The 20,433-nt window shown below is 54.6% G+C and carries 17 protein-coding genes and 1 pseudogene; 6 read left to right on the top strand and 12 right to left on the bottom strand.

The genetic code is table 11. The features are described 5' to 3' along the window. Nucleotides 1-5 precede the first annotated feature (5 nt). Nucleotides 6-806: a glucosamine-6-phosphate deaminase gene (gene nagB / locus L350_RS12640; RefSeq protein WP_003858663.1), complete on the bottom strand. Its 801-nt coding sequence runs from the start codon at nucleotides 804-806 to the stop codon at nucleotides 6-8. 325 nt (nucleotides 807-1,131) lie between these two features. On the opposite strand from nagB, the gene nagE reads away from it, so the two are divergent. Together nagE and glnS are read left to right on the top strand one after the other, a co-directional pair. Continuing rightward, on the top strand, nucleotides 1,132-3,081 hold the full coding sequence (gene nagE, locus L350_RS12645) for a PTS N-acetyl glucosamine transporter subunit IIABC (protein WP_032624658.1): 1,950 nt from the start codon (nucleotides 1,132-1,134) through the stop codon (nucleotides 3,079-3,081). Between the two features lie 169 nt (nucleotides 3,082-3,250). Beyond that, nucleotides 3,251-4,918 carry a glutamine--tRNA ligase gene (gene glnS / locus L350_RS12650; protein WP_032624657.1) on the top strand — a complete coding sequence of 556 codons (1,668 nt, stop codon included), beginning with the start codon at nucleotides 3,251-3,253 and terminating at the stop codon, nucleotides 4,916-4,918. Nucleotides 4,919-5,170: 252 nt separating this feature from the next. On the opposite strand, the pseudogene L350_RS24865 reads toward glnS, so the two are convergent. Then, nucleotides 5,171-5,239 (bottom strand): annotated as a pseudogene (locus tag L350_RS24865) (hypothetical protein); the annotation flags it as partial. Nucleotides 5,240-5,365: 126 nt separating this feature from the next. Here L350_RS24865 and chiP point away from each other — a divergent pair. Next, complete coding sequence (gene chiP, locus L350_RS12655) at nucleotides 5,366-6,763, top strand: chitoporin ChiP (protein ID WP_017694280.1); 1,398 nt, start codon at nucleotides 5,366-5,368, stop codon at nucleotides 6,761-6,763. Nucleotides 6,764-6,810: 47 nt separating this feature from the next. Further along, entirely contained in the window at nucleotides 6,811-7,137 is a 327-nt protein-coding gene (gene chiQ / locus L350_RS12660) for a ChiQ/YbfN family lipoprotein (protein WP_023299602.1), read from the top strand. Nucleotides 7,138-7,229: 92 nt separating this feature from the next. On the opposite strand, the gene fur is transcribed toward chiQ, so the two are convergent. The 4 genes from fur to ybfF form a co-directional block, all read right to left on the bottom strand. Continuing rightward, a complete protein-coding gene (gene fur / locus L350_RS12665; protein ID WP_003858655.1) occupies nucleotides 7,230-7,676 on the bottom strand; it encodes a ferric iron uptake transcriptional regulator in 447 nt (148 codons plus the stop codon). 291 nt (nucleotides 7,677-7,967) lie between these two features. Beyond that, nucleotides 7,968-8,498, bottom strand: coding sequence for a flavodoxin FldA (gene fldA, locus L350_RS12670; RefSeq protein ID WP_003858653.1), 531 nt, complete (start codon nucleotides 8,496-8,498; stop codon nucleotides 7,968-7,970). A 155-nt stretch (nucleotides 8,499-8,653) separates the two neighbouring features. Then, entirely contained in the window at nucleotides 8,654-8,941 is a 288-nt protein-coding gene (ybfE, locus tag L350_RS12675; RefSeq protein ID WP_003858652.1) for a LexA regulated protein, read from the bottom strand. 128 nt (nucleotides 8,942-9,069) lie between these two features. Next, on the bottom strand, nucleotides 9,070-9,843 hold the full coding sequence (gene ybfF / locus L350_RS12680; protein ID WP_022647446.1) for an esterase: 774 nt from the start codon (nucleotides 9,841-9,843) through the stop codon (nucleotides 9,070-9,072). 183 nt (nucleotides 9,844-10,026) lie between these two features. Here ybfF and seqA point away from each other — a divergent pair, with 183 nt between their 5' ends. Both seqA and pgm read left to right on the top strand, forming a co-directional pair. Further along, nucleotides 10,027-10,572 carry a replication initiation negative regulator SeqA gene (seqA, locus tag L350_RS24220; RefSeq protein WP_003858650.1) on the top strand — a complete coding sequence of 182 codons (546 nt, stop codon included), beginning with the start codon at nucleotides 10,027-10,029 and terminating at the stop codon, nucleotides 10,570-10,572. 24 nt (nucleotides 10,573-10,596) lie between these two features. Continuing rightward, nucleotides 10,597-12,237 (top strand): phosphoglucomutase (alpha-D-glucose-1,6-bisphosphate-dependent), encoded by a 1,641-nt coding sequence (gene pgm / locus L350_RS12690; RefSeq protein ID WP_023305695.1) that lies wholly within the window; start codon nucleotides 10,597-10,599, stop codon nucleotides 12,235-12,237. 110 nt (nucleotides 12,238-12,347) lie between these two features. Here pgm and potE read toward each other — a convergent pair whose 3' ends face one another. The 6 genes from potE to kdpC form a co-directional block, all read right to left on the bottom strand. After that, a complete protein-coding gene (gene potE / locus L350_RS12695) occupies nucleotides 12,348-13,661 on the bottom strand; it encodes a putrescine-ornithine antiporter (protein ID WP_022647448.1) in 1,314 nt (437 codons plus the stop codon). Then, nucleotides 13,658-15,856 carry an ornithine decarboxylase SpeF gene (gene speF / locus L350_RS12700; protein WP_032624656.1) on the bottom strand — a complete coding sequence of 733 codons (2,199 nt, stop codon included), beginning with the start codon at nucleotides 15,854-15,856 and terminating at the stop codon, nucleotides 13,658-13,660. Before speF ends, potE begins: the two co-directional genes overlap by 4 nt. A gap of 255 nt (nucleotides 15,857-16,111) precedes the next feature. Then, nucleotides 16,112-16,216: a leader peptide SpeFL gene (gene speFL, locus L350_RS23885; RefSeq protein WP_003858645.1), complete on the bottom strand. Its 105-nt coding sequence runs from the start codon at nucleotides 16,214-16,216 to the stop codon at nucleotides 16,112-16,114. Between the two features lie 278 nt (nucleotides 16,217-16,494). Beyond that, nucleotides 16,495-17,172, bottom strand: a complete 678-nt coding sequence (kdpE, locus tag L350_RS12705; protein ID WP_032624655.1) for a two-component system response regulator KdpE — start codon at nucleotides 17,170-17,172, stop codon at nucleotides 16,495-16,497. Beyond that, nucleotides 17,169-19,856, bottom strand: a complete 2,688-nt coding sequence (kdpD, locus tag L350_RS12710) for a two-component system sensor histidine kinase KdpD (RefSeq protein WP_032624654.1) — start codon at nucleotides 19,854-19,856, stop codon at nucleotides 17,169-17,171. Before kdpD ends, kdpE begins: the two co-directional genes overlap by 4 nt. Then, entirely contained in the window at nucleotides 19,857-20,432 is a 576-nt protein-coding gene (gene kdpC, locus L350_RS12715; RefSeq protein ID WP_022647452.1) for a potassium-transporting ATPase subunit KdpC, read from the bottom strand. Nucleotide 20,433: the final 1 nt, after the last annotated feature.

Genomic DNA, 20,433 nt, shown 5'->3' with positions numbered 1-20,433 from the left:
TTCAATTACAGACCTTTAATGTTCTCAGCTTCCAGCTCGTTGAAGTATTTCAGCGTTTTCACTTTCAGCTCCATGGTGGACGGTTCGTCACACACGACAACCGCTTTTGGATGCAGCTGTAAGCAGCTGATCGTCCACATATGGTTCACGTTGCCTTCAACGGCAGCCTGAAGCGCTTGCGCTTTCACCGCGCCCAGCACCAGAATCATCACTTCTTCGGCATCCAGCAGCGTGCCCACACCCACGGTCAGCGCGTATTTAGGCACCTGATTGACGTCGCCGTCAAAGAAGCGGGAGTTAGCCACACGCGTGTCATGGGTCAACGTTTTAATACGGGTACGGGAAGCCAGTGAAGATGCCGGTTCGTTGAACGCGATATGACCATCGTTGCCTACGCCGCCCATAAACAGGTGGATTTTACCGTAGGAACGGATTTTTTCTTCATACTGACGGCATTCTGCGTCAATATCAGGCGCGTTTCCATTCAGCAGGTTAATGTTTTCAGCCGGAATATCAACGTGATCGAAGAAATTACGGTGCATAAAGCTGTGGTAACTTTCCGGATGTTCCTTTGGCAGGCCGACATATTCGTCCATGTTGAAGGTCACAACATGTTTAAAGCTAACCTGGCCCGCTTTGTGCATTTCAACCAAAGCCTTATATGCGGTCAGGGGAGTACCACCGGTTGGAAGACCGAGTACGAAAGGACGATCGGCTGTTGGTTTGAACGCGTTGATGCGATTAACGATATGACGAGCAGCCCATTTTCCGACTTGTTCAGCTGTTGCCAGGGGAATCAGTCTCATTATTCACCTCTAAAGTTTAAGTAAAAGTGGGCGGATGATTAGTGCAACCTGAACTAAGCGTAACCTGGAACCTTTCAGGCCGGATCAATCCGTCTTGATTTTTTGAATGATAAAATAAGTTTTCGTGGTTAGCCAGTGAAAGGGAGGGTTTAATACGATATTTGGTGACAATAATCACAAAAAATAGGTGTTTAATTTGCGATACGAATTAATTTTTCACACACTCACACTGCCAGTGAATCATCAACAGTATCTATCGTTCGTGACACAATAAAAACATAGTTTATGCGCGAGTCTTAACAAAGGGTCTCGTAGGGGGAATAGGATGAATATTTTAGGTTTTTTCCAGCGCCTCGGTAGGGCTTTGCAGCTCCCTATCGCCGTGCTACCGGTTGCAGCATTGCTGCTGCGATTCGGGCAACCCGATCTTCTTAATGTGCCGTTTATTGCCCAGGCAGGCGGCGCCATTTTTGACAACCTTGCGCTGATTTTCGCCATCGGCGTGGCGTCAAGCTGGTCAAAAGACAGCGCCGGTGCAGCGGCACTGGCAGGGGCGGTAGGTTACTTCATCCTCACGAAAGCGATGGTAACCATCAACCCTGAAATCAATATGGGTGTACTGGCGGGTATCATTACCGGTCTGGTAGGTGGCGCCGTGTACAACCGCTGGGCGGGTATCAAACTGCCTGACTTCCTGAGCTTCTTCGGCGGTAAACGTTTTGTGCCGATTGCGACGGGCTTTTTCTGTCTGATCCTCGCCGCCATCTTTGGCTACGTTTGGCCACCGGTTCAGCATGCTATCCATGCGGGTGGCGAGTGGATCGTGTCTGCGGGTGCAATGGGCGCGGGCATCTTCGGTTTCATTAACCGTCTGCTGATCCCAACCGGTCTGCATCAGGTACTGAACACCATCGCCTGGTTCCAGATTGGTGAGTTCACCAACGCGGCTGGCGCGGTATTCCACGGTGATATCAACCGCTTCTACGCAGGTGACGGCACCGCGGGCATGTTCATGTCCGGCTTCTTCCCAATCATGATGTTTGGTCTGCCTGGCGCCGCGCTGGCAATGTACCTGGCTGCGCCGAAAGCGCGTCGCCCAATGGTTGGCGGGATGCTGCTGTCCGTTGCGATCACCGCCTTCCTGACCGGCGTGACCGAGCCACTGGAATTCCTGTTCATGTTCCTGGCTCCGCTGCTGTATCTGATGCACGCGATCCTGACCGGTATCAGCCTGTTCGTCGCCACCCTTCTGGGTATCCATGCAGGCTTCTCCTTCTCCGCAGGCGCTATCGACTATGTGTTGATGTACAACCTGCCGGCGGCAAGCAGCAACGTCTGGATGCTGGTGGTGATGGGCCTGATCTTCTTCGTTATCTACTTCGTTCTGTTCAGCGCGGTTATTCGTATGTTTAACCTGAAGACGCCGGGCCGCGAAGATACGAAAGATGATGTTGTGACCAGTGAAGCCAACAGCAATACCGAAGAGGGTTTAACCCAGCTGGCAACCAGCTATATTGCCGCTGTGGGTGGCACCGACAACCTGAAAGCGATCGATGCCTGTATTACCCGTCTGCGTCTGACCGTGGGCGACTCCGCGCGCGTGAGCGATGCAATGTGCAAACGCCTTGGTGCGTCTGGTGTGGTGAAGCTGAACAAACAAACCATCCAGGTTATCGTGGGTGCGAAAGCCGAATCTATCGGCGATGAAATGAAAAAAGTGGTTGCCCGTGGGCCGGTCGCTGCCGCCTCAACGGATAACGCGCCAGTAGCTGACGCGCCGGTTGCAAAACCGCAGGCTGTGCCAAATGCGGTGACCATCGCTGCGCTGGTTTCTCCGGTGACAGGTGACGTTGTTGCGCTTGAGCAGGTGCCTGACGAAGCGTTCGCCAGCAAAGCGGTCGGTGACGGCGTGGCGGTGAAACCAACGGACAAAACCGTGGTCTCTCCGGCTGCCGGTACTATCGTGAAAATCTTCAACACCAACCATGCGTTCTGCCTGGAAACGGAAAAAGGCGCGGAGATCGTTGTCCATATGGGTATCGATACCGTTGCGCTGAACGGCCAGGGCTTTACTCGCCTGGTGGAAGAGGGTGCTGAAGTGGCGGCAGGCCAGCCGATTCTGGAAATGGATCTGGACTTCCTGAATGCCAACGCGCGCTCCATGATAAGCCCGGTCGTGTGCAGCAACATCGACGACTTCAGCGGTCTGGTGATCCAGGCGCAGGGGCAGGTAGTTGCAGGCCAGACGCCACTGTATGAGATTAAAGGCAAGTAATCGCTCCTGAGTAGAGTTATGCCTTTAGCGGCGGGGGATATCCTCCGCCGCTTTTTTTTGCAGCAATTGCCCCCATTATTTTCTTCCGGGACGTTTTAAGGGTTGTCACTACGTCCGGCTTATAAGATCATATGCCGTTATACGTTGTTTACGCTTTGAGGAATCCACGATGAGTGAGGCAGAAGCCCGCCCGAGTAACTTTATTCGTCAGATCATCGATGAAGATCTGGCCAGTGGTAAGCACACCACAGTCCACACGCGTTTCCCGCCGGAGCCAAATGGCTACCTGCACATTGGTCACGCCAAATCGATCTGCCTGAACTTTGGTATTGCGCAAGATTACCAGGGGCAGTGCAACCTGCGTTTCGATGACACCAACCCAGTAAAAGAAGACATCGAATACGTTGAGTCGATTAAAAACGACGTGCAATGGCTGGGCTTCAACTGGTCTGGCGATATCTGCTACTCCTCAGACTATTTCGATCAGCTGTATGCCTATGCGGTTGAACTGATTAACAAAGGTCTGGCATACGTCGACGAATTGTCTGCTGACGAAATCCGTGAATACCGCGGTACGCTGACTCAGCCCGGTAAGAACAGTCCGTTCCGCGATCGTAGCGTGGAAGAGAACCTGGCGCTGTTTGAAAAAATGCGTGCCGGTGGCTTTGAAGAAGGTAAAGCGTGTCTGCGTGCCAAAATCGATATGGCGTCTCCGTTCATCGTGATGCGCGATCCGGTTCTGTACCGCATTAAGTTCGCAGAACACCACCAGACCGGTAACAAGTGGTGCATCTACCCGATGTACGACTTCACCCACTGCATCAGCGATGCGCTGGAAGGCATTACGCACTCTCTGTGCACGCTGGAATTCCAGGACAACCGTCGTCTGTACGACTGGGTGCTGGATAACATCACCATTCCTGTGCATCCGCGTCAGTACGAGTTCTCTCGTCTGAACCTGGAATACACCGTGATGTCCAAGCGTAAGCTGAACCTGCTGGTCACCGACAAGCACGTTGAAGGCTGGGATGACCCACGTATGCCGACCATCTCTGGCCTGCGTCGTCGTGGTTACACCTCGGCGTCCATTCGTGAGTTCTGCAAACGCATCGGCGTTACCAAGCAGGACAACACCATCGAAATGGCGTCTCTGGAATCCTGCATTCGCGAAGACCTGAACGAAAACGCGCCGCGCGCGATGGCAGTGATCGATCCGGTGAAACTGGTTATCGAAAACTATCCGCAGGGCGGGAGCGAATTGGTCTCTATGCCTAATCATCCGAACAAACCGGAAATGGGCACCCGCGACGTGCCGTTCAGCGGTGAAATCTGGATCGATCGTGCCGACTTCCGCGAAGAAGCGAACAAGCAGTACAAGCGTCTGGTGCTGGGCAAAGAAGTACGTCTGCGTAACGCCTATGTAATCAAAGCCGAGCGCGTAGAGAAAGATACGGAAGGTAACATCACGACCATCTTCTGTACGTACGACGCAGAAACGCTGAGCAAAGATCCGGCGGATGGCCGTAAAGTGAAAGGTGTTATCCACTGGGTGAGCGCACAGCATGCGCTGCCGGTTGAGATCCGTCTCTACGACCGTCTGTTCAGCGTGCCTAACCCAGGCGCTGCGGAGGACTTCCTGGCGGTTATCAACCCTGAGTCGCTGATTATCAAGCAGGGGTATGCCGAGCCGTCTCTGAAAGCCGCTGAAGCCGGTAAAGCGTTCCAGTTTGAACGTGAGGGTTACTTCTGCCTGGACAGCCGTTACAGCACGGCAGAAAAACCGGTATTTAACCGTACCGTCGGTCTGCGTGATACCTGGACTAAGATCGGCGAATAATAACGCTGCCCTGGTCAATGAGAAACAAACGCCGCGTAATGCGGCGTTTTTTTATTTAACGATCATGTCGTTAAGCATCGGGATAATCATTTAAAGCCAACATTCCAGGTCAATGTGGTGCTACTTATTTTATTCAAAAAAAGTTTGTTGTTTTCCAAAAAGAGAAACGCTGAAAAATATATTCACAATATCAATGTTACTTACTGAAAATTAGCGCATTCCCCCGCCAGTACTCGCTTCCCGGTAAATGTTACAAAGCACTACGAAATATGTGCTCTTCGTCATAATCCTGACTTTTGCCTGATTAAAAGCATTGATAATTCGCGTCGCGAAAAATAACCTAAAGACGGTAGTTAATTCGAGGGTATTTCTGACTACCCCTGACCACTTGGTCTTTTCTGTTTTTCGCCGTTTAAGGCGTTTTAATTCGTCAAAGAGGAATAATCTATGCGTACGTTCAGTGGCAAACGTAGTGCGCTGGCGCTGGCTATCGCCGGTGTGACAGCAATGTCGGGCCTGGTGGTTGCGCCAGAGGCAAAAGCAGCAGGTTTCATTGAAGATTCCACCCTCACGGGCGGTATTTATTACTGGCAGCGTGAGCGTGACCGTAAAGACGTCACTGAAGATAAATACAAAACCAACCTTTCTCACTCGACATGGAACGCCAACCTGGATTTCCAGTCGGGATATGCCGCCGATATGTTCGGGATCGATATTGCCGCGTTCACCGCAATTGAAATGGCCGAAAATGGCGACAGCGGCCATCCGAACGAAATTGCGTTCTCCTCCAGTAATAAAGCCTACGACGAAGACTGGTCCGGCGATAAAAGCGGTATCAGCCTGTATAAAGCGGCTGCAAAATTCAAATATGGCCCGGTCTGGGCGCGGGGTGGTTATATCCAGCCAACCGGCCAGACGTTGTTAGCGCCGCACTGGAGCTTTATGCCAGGCACCTATCAGGGGGCGGAAGCCGGTGCTAATTTTGACTACGGCGATGCGGGGGCGTTGAGCTTCTCCTATATGTGGACCAACGAGTACAAAGCGCCGTGGCACATTGAGATGGACAAGTTCTATCAGAACGATAAAAAAACCAAAGTTGATTATCTCCACTCGCTGGGGGCGAAGTACGACTTCAAAAACGATCTGGTGCTGGAAGCGGCTTTTGGTCAGGCTGAAGGCTATATCGATCAGTACTTTGCTAAAGCCAGCTACAAATTTGATATCGCGGGTAGCCCGCTGAGCACCAGCTATCAGTTCTACGGTACGCGCGACAAGGTCAGTGATGGCAGCGTAAATGATATCTATGACGGCACCGCGTGGTTACAGGCGCTGACCTTCGGCTACAAGGTAGGTCAGGTTGATTTACGTCTGGAGGGAACATGGGTCAAGGCAGAAGGGCAGCAGGGCTACTTCCTGCAACGTATGACGCCAACCTACGCCTCTTCCAATGGTCGTCTCGATATCTGGTGGGATAACCGCTCTGACTTCAACGCCGACGGCGAAAAGGCAGTCTTCTTCGGCGCAATGTATGACCTGAAGAACTGGAACCTGCCTGGCTGGGCAGTGGGTGCGTCTTACGCGTACGCCTGGGATGCGAAGCCAGCGGATATGGCTACGCCAGACGCCTACTACGATCCGAACTACCGTCTGAAAGAGTCTTCATACAGTCTGGATGCGATTTATACCCTGCAGGAGGGCCGTGCGAAAGGCACGATGTTCAAACTGCACTTCACCCAGTATGACAACCACTCCGATATCCCGAGCTACGCGGGCGGTTACGGCAACATCTTCCAGGATGAGCGCGACGTGAAATTTATGGTCATTGCGCCATTTACCATCTTCTGATGAATGCTGCGGCGGGCTGTGTCCCGCCGTTATGGAGAATGAACATGATGAAAAAAAGGGTAATCGTTGCGCTGCTGGCATTCGGGCTGGTGGCGTGCGCGCAGGATCAGGCGCCGAAAGAAGACTCCCGTCTGAAAGAGGCGTATAGCGCTTGCATCAATACCGCACAAGGTTCACCTGAGAAGATTGAAGCCTGTCAAAGCGTGCTGAACGAGCTAAAAAAAGACAAAGCCCATGAGCAATTCGCCACGCAGGAAAACGTTCGCGTGATGGATTACCAGGCCTGTATTCAGGCGCGTAAAACCGGTAACGATCAGGAAGTGGCGAAGCGTTGCGATAAGATATGGGACGAGATTCGCAATAACAATAAATAAGTTGCTTTACGCCCGGTGGCGCTGCGCTTACTGGGCTTTTTCCAGGCAAAAAAAAGCCAACCTCACGGCTGGCTCAGAGTATGAACACTGACTTATTTTGCGTCGTGCGCATGTTCATTTTCGCGGCAATCCCCTTCAGCACAGTGACCGTACAGGTACAGGCTGTGGTTGGTCAGGCGGATGCCATGACGGGCGGCGATTTCACGCTGGCGTGATTCAATGGAATCATCGCTAAATTCAATGACCTTGCCACAGTCGAGGCAGATCAGGTGATCGTGGTGGTGCTGCTGAGTCAGCTCGAACACGGATTTACCGCCTTCGAAATTATGACGAGTAACAATGCCCGCGTCATCAAACTGGTTCAGCACACGATAGACGGTTGCCAGCCCAATCTCTTCACCCATATCGATAAGACGCTTATAAAGGTCTTCCGCACTGACATGGTGATTGTCTGGCCCCTGAAGCACTTCAAGGATTTTTAACCGAGGAAGCGTTACTTTCAGGCCAGCTTTCTTTAATGCGGTATTGTTGTCAGTCATGCGGAATCTGTCCTGTTGCTAAACGATTCACTTCAAAAGAAGAAGTGACAGAAAATGCACTTGGGATAATGCGTCTCATTATAGAACTGCCATGGCTAAATGAAAACTGCAAGTCTCAAGCAAAGTATGCTTATAAAAACGTGGTATCACCAACAAACTTGTTCGATGGCACCCACTTTTTACCAGGGGGATATTGTACAGGTCTGGACGAAAAAGTTAAAAGTTTGTAGCAATTAATTTAATCGGTTTTACCTGGACAACGGGCGCAACCGGAGTTGCGCCGCAGGGATATCAGGCGTTAAGGATATCGTCCAGGTTCAGTTCTTCACGAACCTGCTTAACCCATTTTTCTACACGCTCTGCGGTCAGCTCTGGCTGACGGTCTTCATCAATGGCAAGGCCAACGAAGTGATCGTCATCTGCCAGACCTTTGGAAGCTTCGAAGTGGTAACCCGCTGTTGGCCAGTGACCAACGATCGCCGCACCGCGCGGCTCAATGATGTCGCGAATAGTGCCCAGCGCATCACAGAAATACTCAGCGTAGTCTTCCTGATCGCCACAGCCAAACAGGGCAACCAGCTTGCCGTTGAAGTCGACTTCTTCCAGCGTCGGGAAGAAATCGTCCCAGTCACACTGTGCTTCACCGTAGTACCAGGTCGGAATGCCCAGCAGCAGGATGTCATAGCCCTCGAGATCTTCTTTGCTGCTCTTGGCGATGTCATGCACATCAGCAACGTCTTTACCGAGCTGTTTTTGAATGTTTTTTGCGATATTTTCAGTATTGCCGGTATCACTGCCAAAGAAAATGCCGATGATTGCCATGAGTAAAATAACCTCTTGAAACTTAATGGTATGGTGGCGCAAATTGTCCACGGATAAGGGCAATAATAGCAGAACAGGCAACCCTGCGGAAACAGCTATCACGCAGGACTGCACTCTGTGCTACATGAAAAAGGTAATATTGGGGATTTTCTGACTCACGCCTTGCCGCGTAACGTCTCAAGCTGGGCGATCAGCATCTCTTCGATCAGTTCGCTGCGGCTGATGTTGCGCGCGTCAGCTAACTCGTTAAGCGCATCGACGGCATCGGCATTCAGCTTGAGTTCGACACGCTTAAGCCCACGATTTTTATCGCGTTTAAGCTGGTTGCGTTTATTGATACGCAGCTGTTCATCGCGCGAAAGCGGATTCGTTTTCGGTCGTCCCGGTCGACGCTCATTCGCGAACAGATCTAGTGTCGTACGGTCCGTTTGTTCTTTGGCCATGATTCTGAGACTTCGGGGGAAACACGCCGCCCTGCTAATGCCCGGGCGATAAGCGCGCCATCATACATCACCCAAATCCACACGCCAACGACTGGAAGCCCGTCGTCTTCCGGTCGCTGGCTTTTTAATCAATTCGCTGTATCAGTAAGATAGCGGCGAATGGCGCGCAGGACCGCATCCGGTTTTTCCGCGTGGACCCAGTGCCCGGCACCGGCGATGACGTGAGCGCGAGCCTGCGGAAATTGCGCCAGCAGCGTGTCACGGTACGCGTCAGTGACGTAAGGGGAGTTGCCGCCGCGAATAAAGAGGGTAGGGTGCGGCCAGGCGGGGACATTTTCCCACCCCACAATATGCGAATACTGATCCCACAGTACCGGGACGTTAAAGCGCCATTGTCCGTCAACAAAGGATTTCAGCAGGAACTGGACCACGCCTTCTTCATCGAGATGCTCGCGCATAACGGCTGCCGCCTGCTGGCGTGTGGAGACGCCTGACTCTGTCACAGCATTGATCGCAGCGAAAATCTCATCGTGACGGCGAACGTCGTAATTGACGGGCGCAACGTCAATGACCACCAGACCGGAAATTCGCTCAGGGGCCAGCGCTGTAAGCGCCATCACCGCTTTACCGCCCATTGAATGCCCGATGAGCGTCGCTTTCTGGATATTATTCGCATCGAGGGTGTCCCGCAGATCCTGCGCCATGGCTGCGTAGGTCATCTCCTCAGAGCGCCCTGAAAGACCGTGATTGCGCATATCAACCTGGAGGATCTCGTGATCGGTCACTAAATCGCGCGCCAGCACGCCCAGGTTATCCAGGCTACCAAACAGGCCGTGAACCAGTACGATGGGAGAATTATTGTTCGGCGATTGTGCAGTTTGCGCTCGGGTATTCAATTTCATGGCAAAGTTCTTTTTTTAGGTTTGTCAGGTTAGGGTATCATGTTGACCATTCTGCCGCCCGGGGGCAAGGATCCAGTTTAATCTGACTTTTGCCGCCAACCTGGTTTGACGCTATCCGCTGTTGGGATTAGACCTTATAATCTCAACGACTTGTATTCAGATAAGATATCGCACTGGATTAAGATGAAAACAATCGAAGTTGATGACGAACTCTATCAGTATATTGCCAGCCAGACGCGGCATATTGGGGAGAGCGCGTCCGACATTTTACGGCGCATGCTTAAAATTTCCGCCGCCTCACAGCCCACTCCTGTCACTAAAGATGTCGTGTCTCAGCCGAGCGTTGTTGCACAAGTAAAACCTGCCGTCATGCCGGCAAAAGACAAAGTGCGCGCGATGCGCGAGCTGCTGCTGTCCGATGAATATGCAGAGCAGAAAAAGGCGGTTAACCGCTTTATGCTGGTGCTGTCTACACTTTACTCACTGGATAACAACGCATTTGCAGAAGCGACAGAGTCGCTGCACGGTCGCACGCGCGTTTACTTCGCAGGTGACGAGCAGACCCTGCTGCAAAATGGCAACCAAACCAAACCCAAACATGTTCCCGGTACGCCATACTGGGTGATCACCAATACCAATACGGGCCGCAAGTGCAGCATGATCGAACATATCATGCAGTCCATGCAGTTCCCGGCGGAATTGATCGAAAAGGTTTGCGGTACAATTTAACCCTTGCATCAGAAGGACCAGGCAATGGCAAATCACAGCCGTGCAGGACAACCTGCACAACAACGCGATTTGATTAACGTCGCTCAACTGACCGCGCAGTACTACGTGCTGAAGCCGGTGGTGGGCAACGCAGAACACGCAGTGAAGTTTGGTACATCTGGCCACCGCGGCAGCGCGGCGCGCCACAGCTTTAACGAACCGCACATTCTGGCCATTGCTCAGGCCATCGCGGAAGAGCGCGCCAAAAATGGCGTCACCGGTCCGTGCTATGTTGGGAAAGATACCCACGCCCTGTCTGAACCTGCCTTTATCTCCGTGCTGGAAGTACTGGCGGCAAACGGCGTAGACGTGATTGTTCAGGAGAACAACGGTTTCACGCCAACGCCTGCGGTTTCTAACGCTATTCTGGTACACAACAAAAAAGGTGGCGCGCAGGCGGACGGTATTGTGATCACCCCGTCCCACAACCCACCGGAAGATGGCGGCATCAAGTACAACCCACCTAACGGTGGCCCGGCGGATACCAACGTCACGAAAGTGGTGGAAGATCGCGCCAACGCGTTACTGGCTAACGGTCTGAACGGCGTGAAGCGCATCTCGCTGGATGAAGCCATGGCGTCCGGCCACGTGAAAGAGCAGGATCTGGTGCAGCCGTTCGTGGAAGGGCTGGCGGATATCGTCGATATGGCCGCTATCCAGAAAGCCGGTCTGAAGCTGGGCGTGGATCCGCTGGGCGGCTCCGGTATTGAATACTGGAAACGCATTGCCGAGCACTACAAGCTGGATCTGACCATCGTGAACGATCACGTCGATCAGACCTTCCGCTTTATGCACCTGGACAAAGACGGCGCGATCCGTATGGACTGCTCCTCCGAATGCGCAATGGCTGGCCTGCTGGCGCTGCGCGACAAGTTCGACCTGGCGTTTGCCAACGACCCGGACTACGACCGCCACGGCATCGTCACCCCCGCTGGGCTGATGAACCCGAACCACTACCTGGCTGTTGCGATTAACTATCTCTTCCAGCACCGTCCGCAGTGGGGCAAAGAGGTTGCGGTGGGTAAAACGCTGGTCTCTTCCGCCATGATTGACCGTGTGGTCGATGCGCTGGGCCGCAAGCTGGTGGAAGTGCCGGTAGGCTTCAAGTGGTTTGTTGATGGTCTGCACGACGGCAGCTTCGGCTTTGGTGGTGAAGAGAGCGCGGGGGCATCCTTCCTGCGCTTCGACGGCACCCCATGGTCAACCGATAAAGACGGCATCATCATGTGCCTGCTGGCGGCGGAAATCACCGCGGTTACCGGTAAGAACCCGCAGGAACATTACAACGACCTGGCAGCACGCTTTGGTGCGCCAAGCTATAACCGTATTCAGGCTGGCGCCACGTCTGCGCAAAAAGCAGCTCTGTCAAAACTCTCTCCGGAGATGGTCAGTGCCAGTACCCTGGCTGGTGACCCGATCACCGCGCGTCTGACGGCGGCGCCGGGTAACGGCGCATCGATCGGCGGCCTGAAAGTGATGACCGAAAACGGCTGGTTCGCCGCGCGTCCATCCGGTACGGAAGATGCGTACAAAATCTATTGTGAAAGCTTCCTCGGCGCTGAGCATCGTCAGCAGATTGAGAAAGAAGCGGTAGAGATTGTCAGCGAAGTGCTGAAAAACGCGTAAGTGGTGTCTGGTGCGGGCTGATGCCCTCACCCAGGCCCTCTCCCACAGGGAGAGGGAGAAAACATTGATCTCGTAGGCCCGGTAAGCGTTAGCGCCACCGGGCTTCTTTTTTAACTATGCTTATTCTTCAGTTCAAACCGTGGTGACACCAGACCGTACAGCGTCCAGCCCATAAAGGTCACCATCGCGCCATACAGCATCGCCTCCTGACCGGACGAGTAGAGCGCATAGAAGCTGTAAATCGCCCCAATCAGCGCCACGATATTGGCCGCCCGGGCTTTGCGCGGATCCACCTTCGCCACCTTCTGAATAATCACCAGTGCCGCCATCGACAGAATGTACGGAATGATGTTCGTCACCACCGCCAGGTTGACCAGTACATTAAACTGGCTGTTCAGTGACGGGCTGATGGTCATCAGCGACAAACCGCTCTGGAAAATCACAATCGCCAGCATACCCTGTACCGGCGCATCCGCTTTGGTGACGCGGGAGAAGATTTTCGGGAAATAACCTTCGTCAGCGGAGGATTTGAATACCTGGGCGATGGTGAACTGCCAGCCCAGCAGCGAGCCGCAGCAGGACATCACCATCAGTCCCATGATCACTTTCCCTACCTCTGGCGTAAACATCTGCGCAAACGCCAGCCCGAACGGCGCCGTGGAGTTGGCGAGATCCATGTTGGGCACAATTCCCGCAATCACGTTGGTTGAGACGATATAGATCACCGCCGCCCCCAGCGTCCCGCCGAGTACCGCGATCGGCACGTTCTTTTCCGGGTTTTCCACCACTTCCGCATTCGCACAGGCTGACTCCAGCCCGAGGAAAGCCCATAGCGTCATGGCGATGGACGATCCCACGGCGGTAAAGAACGGCACGTGGTGCGGGTTCCAGGAATTGGCGTACAGCGTCGGGCTAAACCAGAACCAGCCGATGATGCACAGACCGACAACCGGAATGATCACGCCCCAGACGGTGATGCTGCTGAGTTGTCCGGTGATGCGCGCGCCGCCAAAGTTGGCGACGGTGCAGATCCACAGCACGCCGATGGTCGCCAGCCCAATCTGCACCGGGGTCAGCGTCGCGCCAAACAGCTCCGTACCGTAACCGACAGCGGAAATGGCAATCGCCACGTTGGCGATCAGCAGCGACACCCCGTAGGTATAGTTGGCCATAAAGTTGCCCGACTTGCCAAACGCATATTCGGCATAGCCGCCCATGCCGCCAGACTTACGGCTGAACATCCCGCACTTGGCAAACGCCCACGCCAGCGCCATTGAGCCGACTGCCGTTACCAGCCAGGAGATAATCGAAATCGTCCCCACTTCAGCGAGCTTAGTGGGCAGCATGATGATCCCGGACCCCATCATATTCACCATGGTGAGGATAGTGAGTTGTACCACGCCCATCTTGTTGGACTTACTCATAATTTTTCTCCTTTCAGCAGAGACGGCTGAGCGGCGGGTTGTTTAATGACGTAGCAGCGCACCTGTTTGCGCCCGTCACACTCCTCGACGTAAACCCCCTGTAACTCCGGCGCAAAGCCCGGCAGCAGATTGATCCCGTCTTCCAGCGCGGCGAAATAGCGCAGCACGGAACCGCCCCAGACTTCCCCCGGAACCACGCACAACACCCCCGGTGGGTAAGGCAGCGCGCCTTCCGCGGCGATACGGCCTTCCGCGTCGCGCAGTGACACCAGCTCGACCTCACCGCGCAGATAGGCATAGTTCGCCTCCTGCGGGTTCATCATGACGCGCGGGAAGTGAGACTTGCGGAACATCTCTTTCTGCAACTGCTTCACGTTATGGCGGGCGTAGAGGTCGTGCATCTCCTGACAAATCTGACGCAGGGAATAATCCGCATAACGTTCCGGATGTTGCTTATAAAGAGAGGGCAGAACCTCTTTCAGCGGCACATCGCTCTGGAGCAGTTTTTCGAAGCGCACCAGCTGGGCGACGAGCTGCTGCAATTTGCCCATGTCCTCCGCCGGGGTGAGCAGGAACAGAATGGAATTGAGGTCGCATTTTTCCGGCACGATGCCGTTTTCACGCAGGAAGTTGGCGAGGATGGTGGCGGGCACGCCGAAATCATCATACTCGCCGGTGCGGGCGTTGATGCCTGGCGTGGTCAGCAGCAGTTTGCAGGGATCAATAAAATACTGATGCTCGGCATATCCCTCAAAGGCGTGCCAGCGTTCGCCCGGAACGAAATGGAAGAAGCGCAGATCGGTGGCGATCTCCGCCGTATCCCAGCTTTCCCACGGACGGCCATCCACCGTCTCCGGCACGAACGGGCGAATAAACTGACAGTTCTGAAGGATCAGTTTTCGCGCTTCGATACCCGTCACCACGCAGTCCATCCACATGTTGCGCCCACTTTGCCCCTCGTGCATGCGGGCGTTGATATCCAGGGCGGCAAATAGCGGATAAAACGGGCTGGTGGAGGCGTGCATCATAAAGGCGTTGTTGAGGCGCTTATGCGGAACATAGCGCGGCTGGCCTTTTATGTGGCTGTCCTTCTTATGGATTTGCGAGGTTTGCGAGAAGCCCGCCTGCTGCTTATGCACCGACTGGGTAACCAGAATGCCCGGATCGTTTTCGTTCAGCCCCAGCAGCAACGGCGAGCAGTCGGCCATCATCGGGATAAACTGCTCGTAACCCACCCAGGCGGAGTCAAACAGGATGTAATCGCACAGGTGACCAATCTTATCCACCACCTGACGGGCGTTATAAATGGTACCGTCGTAGGTGCCCAGCTGGATCACCGCCAGACGGAAGGGACGTTCATCCCGCGCGCGACCAGGCGCGACCTCTGACACCAGTTCCCGCAGGTAACTCTCGTCGAAACAGTGTGCGTCAATACCGCCGATAAACCCGTACGGGTTGCGCGCTGTTTCCAGATACACCGGCGTCGCTCCCGCCTGTAACAGCGCCCCGTGGTGGTTAGATTTATGGTTATTGCGATCGAACAGCACCAGATCGCCTGGCGTGAGCAGGGCATTGAGCACCACCTTATTGGAAGAGGAGGTGCCGTTCAGCACGAAGTAGGTTTTATCCGCATTAAAGACTTTTGCCGCATGCTGTTGGGCGATGCATGGCGCACCTTCATGGATCAGCAGATCGCCCATTGCCACGTCGGCATTGCACAGATCGGCGCGGAAAAGCGTTTCGCCAAAGAAATCGACAAACTGGTTTCCGGCCGGATGGCGGCGGAAGAACTGGCCTCCCTGATGTCCGGGGCAGTCAAACGCGCTGTTCCCCTGCTGGACGTAATCGACCAGCGCGCGGAAGAACGGCGGACGGAGCTGGGTTTCGTACTTCTGCGCAGCCGCTTCAAGCTGGCGTCCGTAGTACGCATTGCTGGTGTCGGAATACTCAAAAACGCCGTGAATACGCGACAAAAATTCAGCCGGAACCCTTTCTTCTTTATGCGTGGCAATAAACACCGGAATACCGAATCCCGTGGCTTCTATTTCTTCTATGGCGCCATTGAAAATATCACTGACGGCCAGAACCACGGCTGCCACATCAATATAATCCGATGCGGTGATATCCACGATCTCGCGCGAAGTGGTAAAGCATTCAGGGCAGGCACGGCTGACGGCAATTTTTAACGTTTTCATCTTTATCTCTTTATTTCAGGCAATATGGGTCCCTCGACTTCTTGCGGTAAAGAAATCGATTTTTTCCGGAAAAAAAAGCAAAGCGTGTCCGCTGATACGAAATCAGTTAATTGCTTTTTTGCTGAGTAGAATTCAGTCCGCCCGGTTGCGGAGAATCTGAATCACAAGGAATGAGCGCAGGTGTTCACAGGCAACAGCCTGTAAAATAGCGTTTTTCAGGATAACCTGTAAGCAGATGCGCCAGAAGTCGAAGGACTACCGGGCGTTAAAGAGATGAAAGTCAAAACAGTTTCGGTGGGCAAACATCATGATATGTGTTGTCCGCCTTATATGGGGCATTAAACGATTATTGTTTTCCATGTTCATTTTCCTTTCAGTAATTGAAAGCACGGTCATTTTATCCAGGAAAAAGGGATTAACTGTGAAACAGATCACCAATAACCGATCATTTCAGAAATAATTAGTCGCTATGAGTGAATAACGCAGATCAAAATGCTGTTTTGTTGGTTTGGTGTTAAATTGGTGTTCTAATTATGTTTAGTGAGGGCGAATATAGGCATGAAAATAATCTCGTCGTTATTTTCATGGCTATATTCAGGCTGGTGTGTTCTTTATTTAAAATTAAAGTGAATACTTATTCAGATCATAAACCGATATCCGATACCGGTTTCTGTTAATAAATGACGAGGACGCGCGGGATCGGCTTCAAGTTTCTGGCGAAGGTGTCCCATATAAATGCGTAAATAGTGACTATGTTCGACAGCATTCGGTCCCCAGACCTGGCTTAACAGCTGTCGCTGCGTTAACACTTTTCCGTGGTTATTGAGCAACACGGCCAGCAGACGAAACTCGATAGGCGTAAGGTGGATCTCTTCTTCCCCTCGCACGATGCGGCGGGCGGCAAGATCGACGCGGATATCGCCAAAGACGTACACCGGTTCAGAAGGAGTGGTGGCACTGTGTCGACGCAGCGCCACACGCAGCCGGGCCTGTAACTCGCCAATGCCAAACGGTTTGATCAGATAATCATCCGCTCCGGCATCCAGCGCGGCGATTTTATCCGTCTCTTCGGTGCGGGCAGAGAGCACCAGAATGGGCATCTGGCTCCACTGACGCACCTCACGAATAAAATCGATGCCGTCGCCATCCGGGAGTCCCAGATCCAGGATCACCAGATCTGGCTTGCGGGTGGCGGCTTCAATTAACCCCCGTTGAAGCGTTCCGGCTTCATGAACGCGCAAACCGTCGCCTTCCAGCGCGGTACGCAGAAATCGGCTGATAGCGAGCTCATCTTCAACAATCAGAACGTTAATCACAAATCCTCTGGTAATTCATCAAGTTCTGGTGGGGTTTCAAGAGGAAGTGTAACACAAAAGCGTGCCCCACCTTCCGGGCGGATCTCTGCGGAAATGGTGCCGCCATGCACGTCAACAATCGCCTGGCAGATCGCCAGCCCCAGCCCGACGCCCGGAATGGCAGATTCCTTATTACCGCGCGCAAATTTTTCGAATATGGCGCGCTCCTGGCCGGCCGGAATACCCGGCCCGGTATCCCAGACATCGAGCCGCAGCACACGTTTATCCACCCTGGCAGCAATCCCCAGCCGGGCCTTTGTCCCGGCGTATTTAGCGGCATTTTCCAGCAGATTAATCAGCACGCGCTCAAACAGCGGGCCATCCACATGGATTAACGTCAGGGGTTCCGGCATGTCCAGCTCGATATGGCGCCCGCCGAGACCCGGCTCCAGCATCTTCAGCGCACTGCCGACAACCTCCTCAAGGGTGAGCCACTCTTTTTTGAGGTTAAACCCGCCGGACTGAATGCGCGCCATGTCCAGCAGGTTGTTCACCAGACGCGTGGTATTTAGCACGTGCTGACGAATTTCGCTGGCCTGCATCGCATGTTTTGATCCTTCCGCCGCCAGATCCAGCGTCAGAATTTCGGACTGACCAAACAGCACGGTAAGCGGGGTGCGCAAATCGTGAGACAGCGCTGCCAGCAGCGAATTGCGAATACTTTCGCGCTCGCTTGCCAGCCGTGCCTGCTCTTCGCTGGCGGTGAGCGCCAGCCGTTCAAGGGCGCTGGCGACCAGCAGGGTGAAGGTTTCCAGCAGGCGCTGCTGCTCAGGGATCATCAGCTGACGCAGGTTAGACGGCTCGACGATGACCAGCCCGTGATTTTTATCCGCGCTGCGCAGCGGCAGGATCTGGTAAGGCACCCCGGGCAGAGTGTCGGTGCCGGCACCGGCAGGTAAACCCTTATCAAAGCTCCAGCGGGCAATCGCTTCATCCCAGGGCGTCATCCCCGAAGGGGAGGTCAGCGGGCGAAGGCGCCCCTGCTCGTCGGGGAGCAAAATCAGGTTACTGGCATGAAAGGTCGAACGGATAAACTGCTCGCTGGTCTGGACGATATCCTGCTGCGTGCGGCCGACCGCCAGCGATTTTGACATCTCATACAGATGGCGGGTGCGCTGCTCGCGATAGCGGGCAATGCGTGCCTGGTAGCGCACGCCTGCCGTCAGATTCCCGATCACCAGCCCGACGGTAAGCATCACGGCAAAGGTCAGAATGTACTGCACGTCCGAGACAGCAAGCGTCCCGCGCGGAGCGATAAAAAAGAGGTCGAAGCTGATGACGTTGATCACCGTTGCCAGCACCGACGGCCAGCGGCCATAAAAGAGCGCGACCACAACGACGCCCAGCAGATAAATCATGACCAGATTGGCGGCATCGAAGGCGATTAGCCACTGGCTGGCAATCACCGTGATCAGGGCGCAAAGGACCACGGCCACGAGGCAGCCCCGGATCTGGACGCGCCATTTATCGCCAAAGGTGCGTGCGTCCGGCGTACGGCCGGGCAGGGGGGTGGGCTTGTCATCCAGCGCGACGATGACTAAATCCAGATCCGGCGCGCGGCGTGCCAGCCTGTCGGCAAAAGATTCGCGGCTAAACCAGCGGCGATGCTGGCGACGTCCAATGACAATCTTGCCCAGGTTATGCTCGCGCGCGTAGCGCAGAATGGCTTTATCTTCCTGCGGATCGGACAGGGTTGCGGTTTCGGCACCCAGCTCCTGCGCCAGCCGCAGCGCACTCAAAATGGCGCGACGCTGATTTTCCGGCAGGCCGTGAAGCTGTGGCGTTTCGACATACACCGCGTGCCAGACGCTGCCAAACTTCGCCGCAAGCCGGGCGGCGGTGCGGACCAGTTTTTCATTGCCGCTGCCGTGACCAATGCATAACAGAATGGCGTCACGCGTGTGCCAGACGCGCTCCCGCCCCTGCAGGTCCCGCCAGGCGCGCATCTGGTCATCTACGCGATCGGCGGTGCGGCGCAGGGCCAGCTCGCGCAGGGCAATCAGGTTTCCTTTGCGGAAAAAATGTTCGATGGCGCGTTCGGCCTGGCCGGCAATATACACCTTGCCTTCGTGCAGGCGCTGGCGCAGATCGTCCGGCGGCAGGTCAACCAGTACGACTTCATCGGCAGAATCAAAAAACGGATCGGGGACGGTTTCCCGGACCTGGATACCGGTTACGCCGCTCACCACGTCGTTCAGGCTTTCCAGATGCTGAACATTCACCGTGGTGAAGACGTCGATGCCGGCTTCAAGCAGCTCCTCAACATCCTGCCAGCGCTTCGGGTGGCGTGAGCCAGGCGCGTTGCTGTGCGCCAGTTCGTCCATCAGGATCAGCGCGGGGCGGCGGGCGAGGGCGGCATCAAGATCGAACTCCGTCACCAGCCGACCGCGATGGCTGATACGCTGGGGCGGCTGCGTCGCCAGCCCCGTCAGCAGCGCCGCCGTCTCTTTGCGACCGTGGGTTTCCACCACGCCGATGAGAATATCAAGCCCCTGCGCCCGAAGCCGCTGGGCTTCCGTCAGCATGGCGAAGGTTTTCCCGACGCCCGCGCAGGCGCCGAAGAAAATTTTCAGCTTGCCGCGGTGGGCTTCAGCCGTTTGTTCAAGCAGCCTGTCCGGATCCGGGCGCATGGGCTCTTCGGTCATTTAGTTCTTCCTTAGCGCATCCAGCGCCAGATTCAGCTCAACAATGTTCACTACCGGCATGCCGATGAAGCTGACCAGCGGCTTTTGCGTATGTTCTGCAACCAGCTGGCTCACCTGCTCGACGGTCAGCTGACGGGCGGCGGCCACGCGTGGGATCTGCCACGCCGCTGCGTCCGGCGTCAGGCTGTAATCCAGCCCGCTCGCGGAGGCGGTGACCAGCTCAACCGGCACCTCACGGCTGGCCTGCGGATTCGCGGCGCGCAGGGCGGCAACGCGTTCAGCAACGGCTTTGTCCAGGTCAGGATTACTGCCAGCCAGATTGCTGCCGCCGGAGGCCATTGGATTATACGGGCTTTCCGCAGTGGCGGAAGGGCGTCCCTGGAAGTAGCGCGGGTCCGTAAAGTTTTGCCCAATCAGACGCGAGCCACGGTTTTCACCGTTCTGGATAATCAGCGAGCCGTTGGCCTGGTCCTCAAACCACCACTGGCCCAGCGCGGTTGTCATCAGCGGGTAAAGCCCGCCGGTAATCAGAGACAGCAGAATAAACAACAGTATAGCGGGACGTAACATCGTCATG

The sequence above is a fragment of the Enterobacter sp. MGH 4 genome (assembly GCF_000534735.1).
GTDB classification, from domain to species: domain Bacteria; phylum Pseudomonadota; class Gammaproteobacteria; order Enterobacterales; family Enterobacteriaceae; genus Enterobacter; species Enterobacter intestinihominis.
This window is presented reverse-complemented; position numbering and strand designations above follow the sequence as displayed.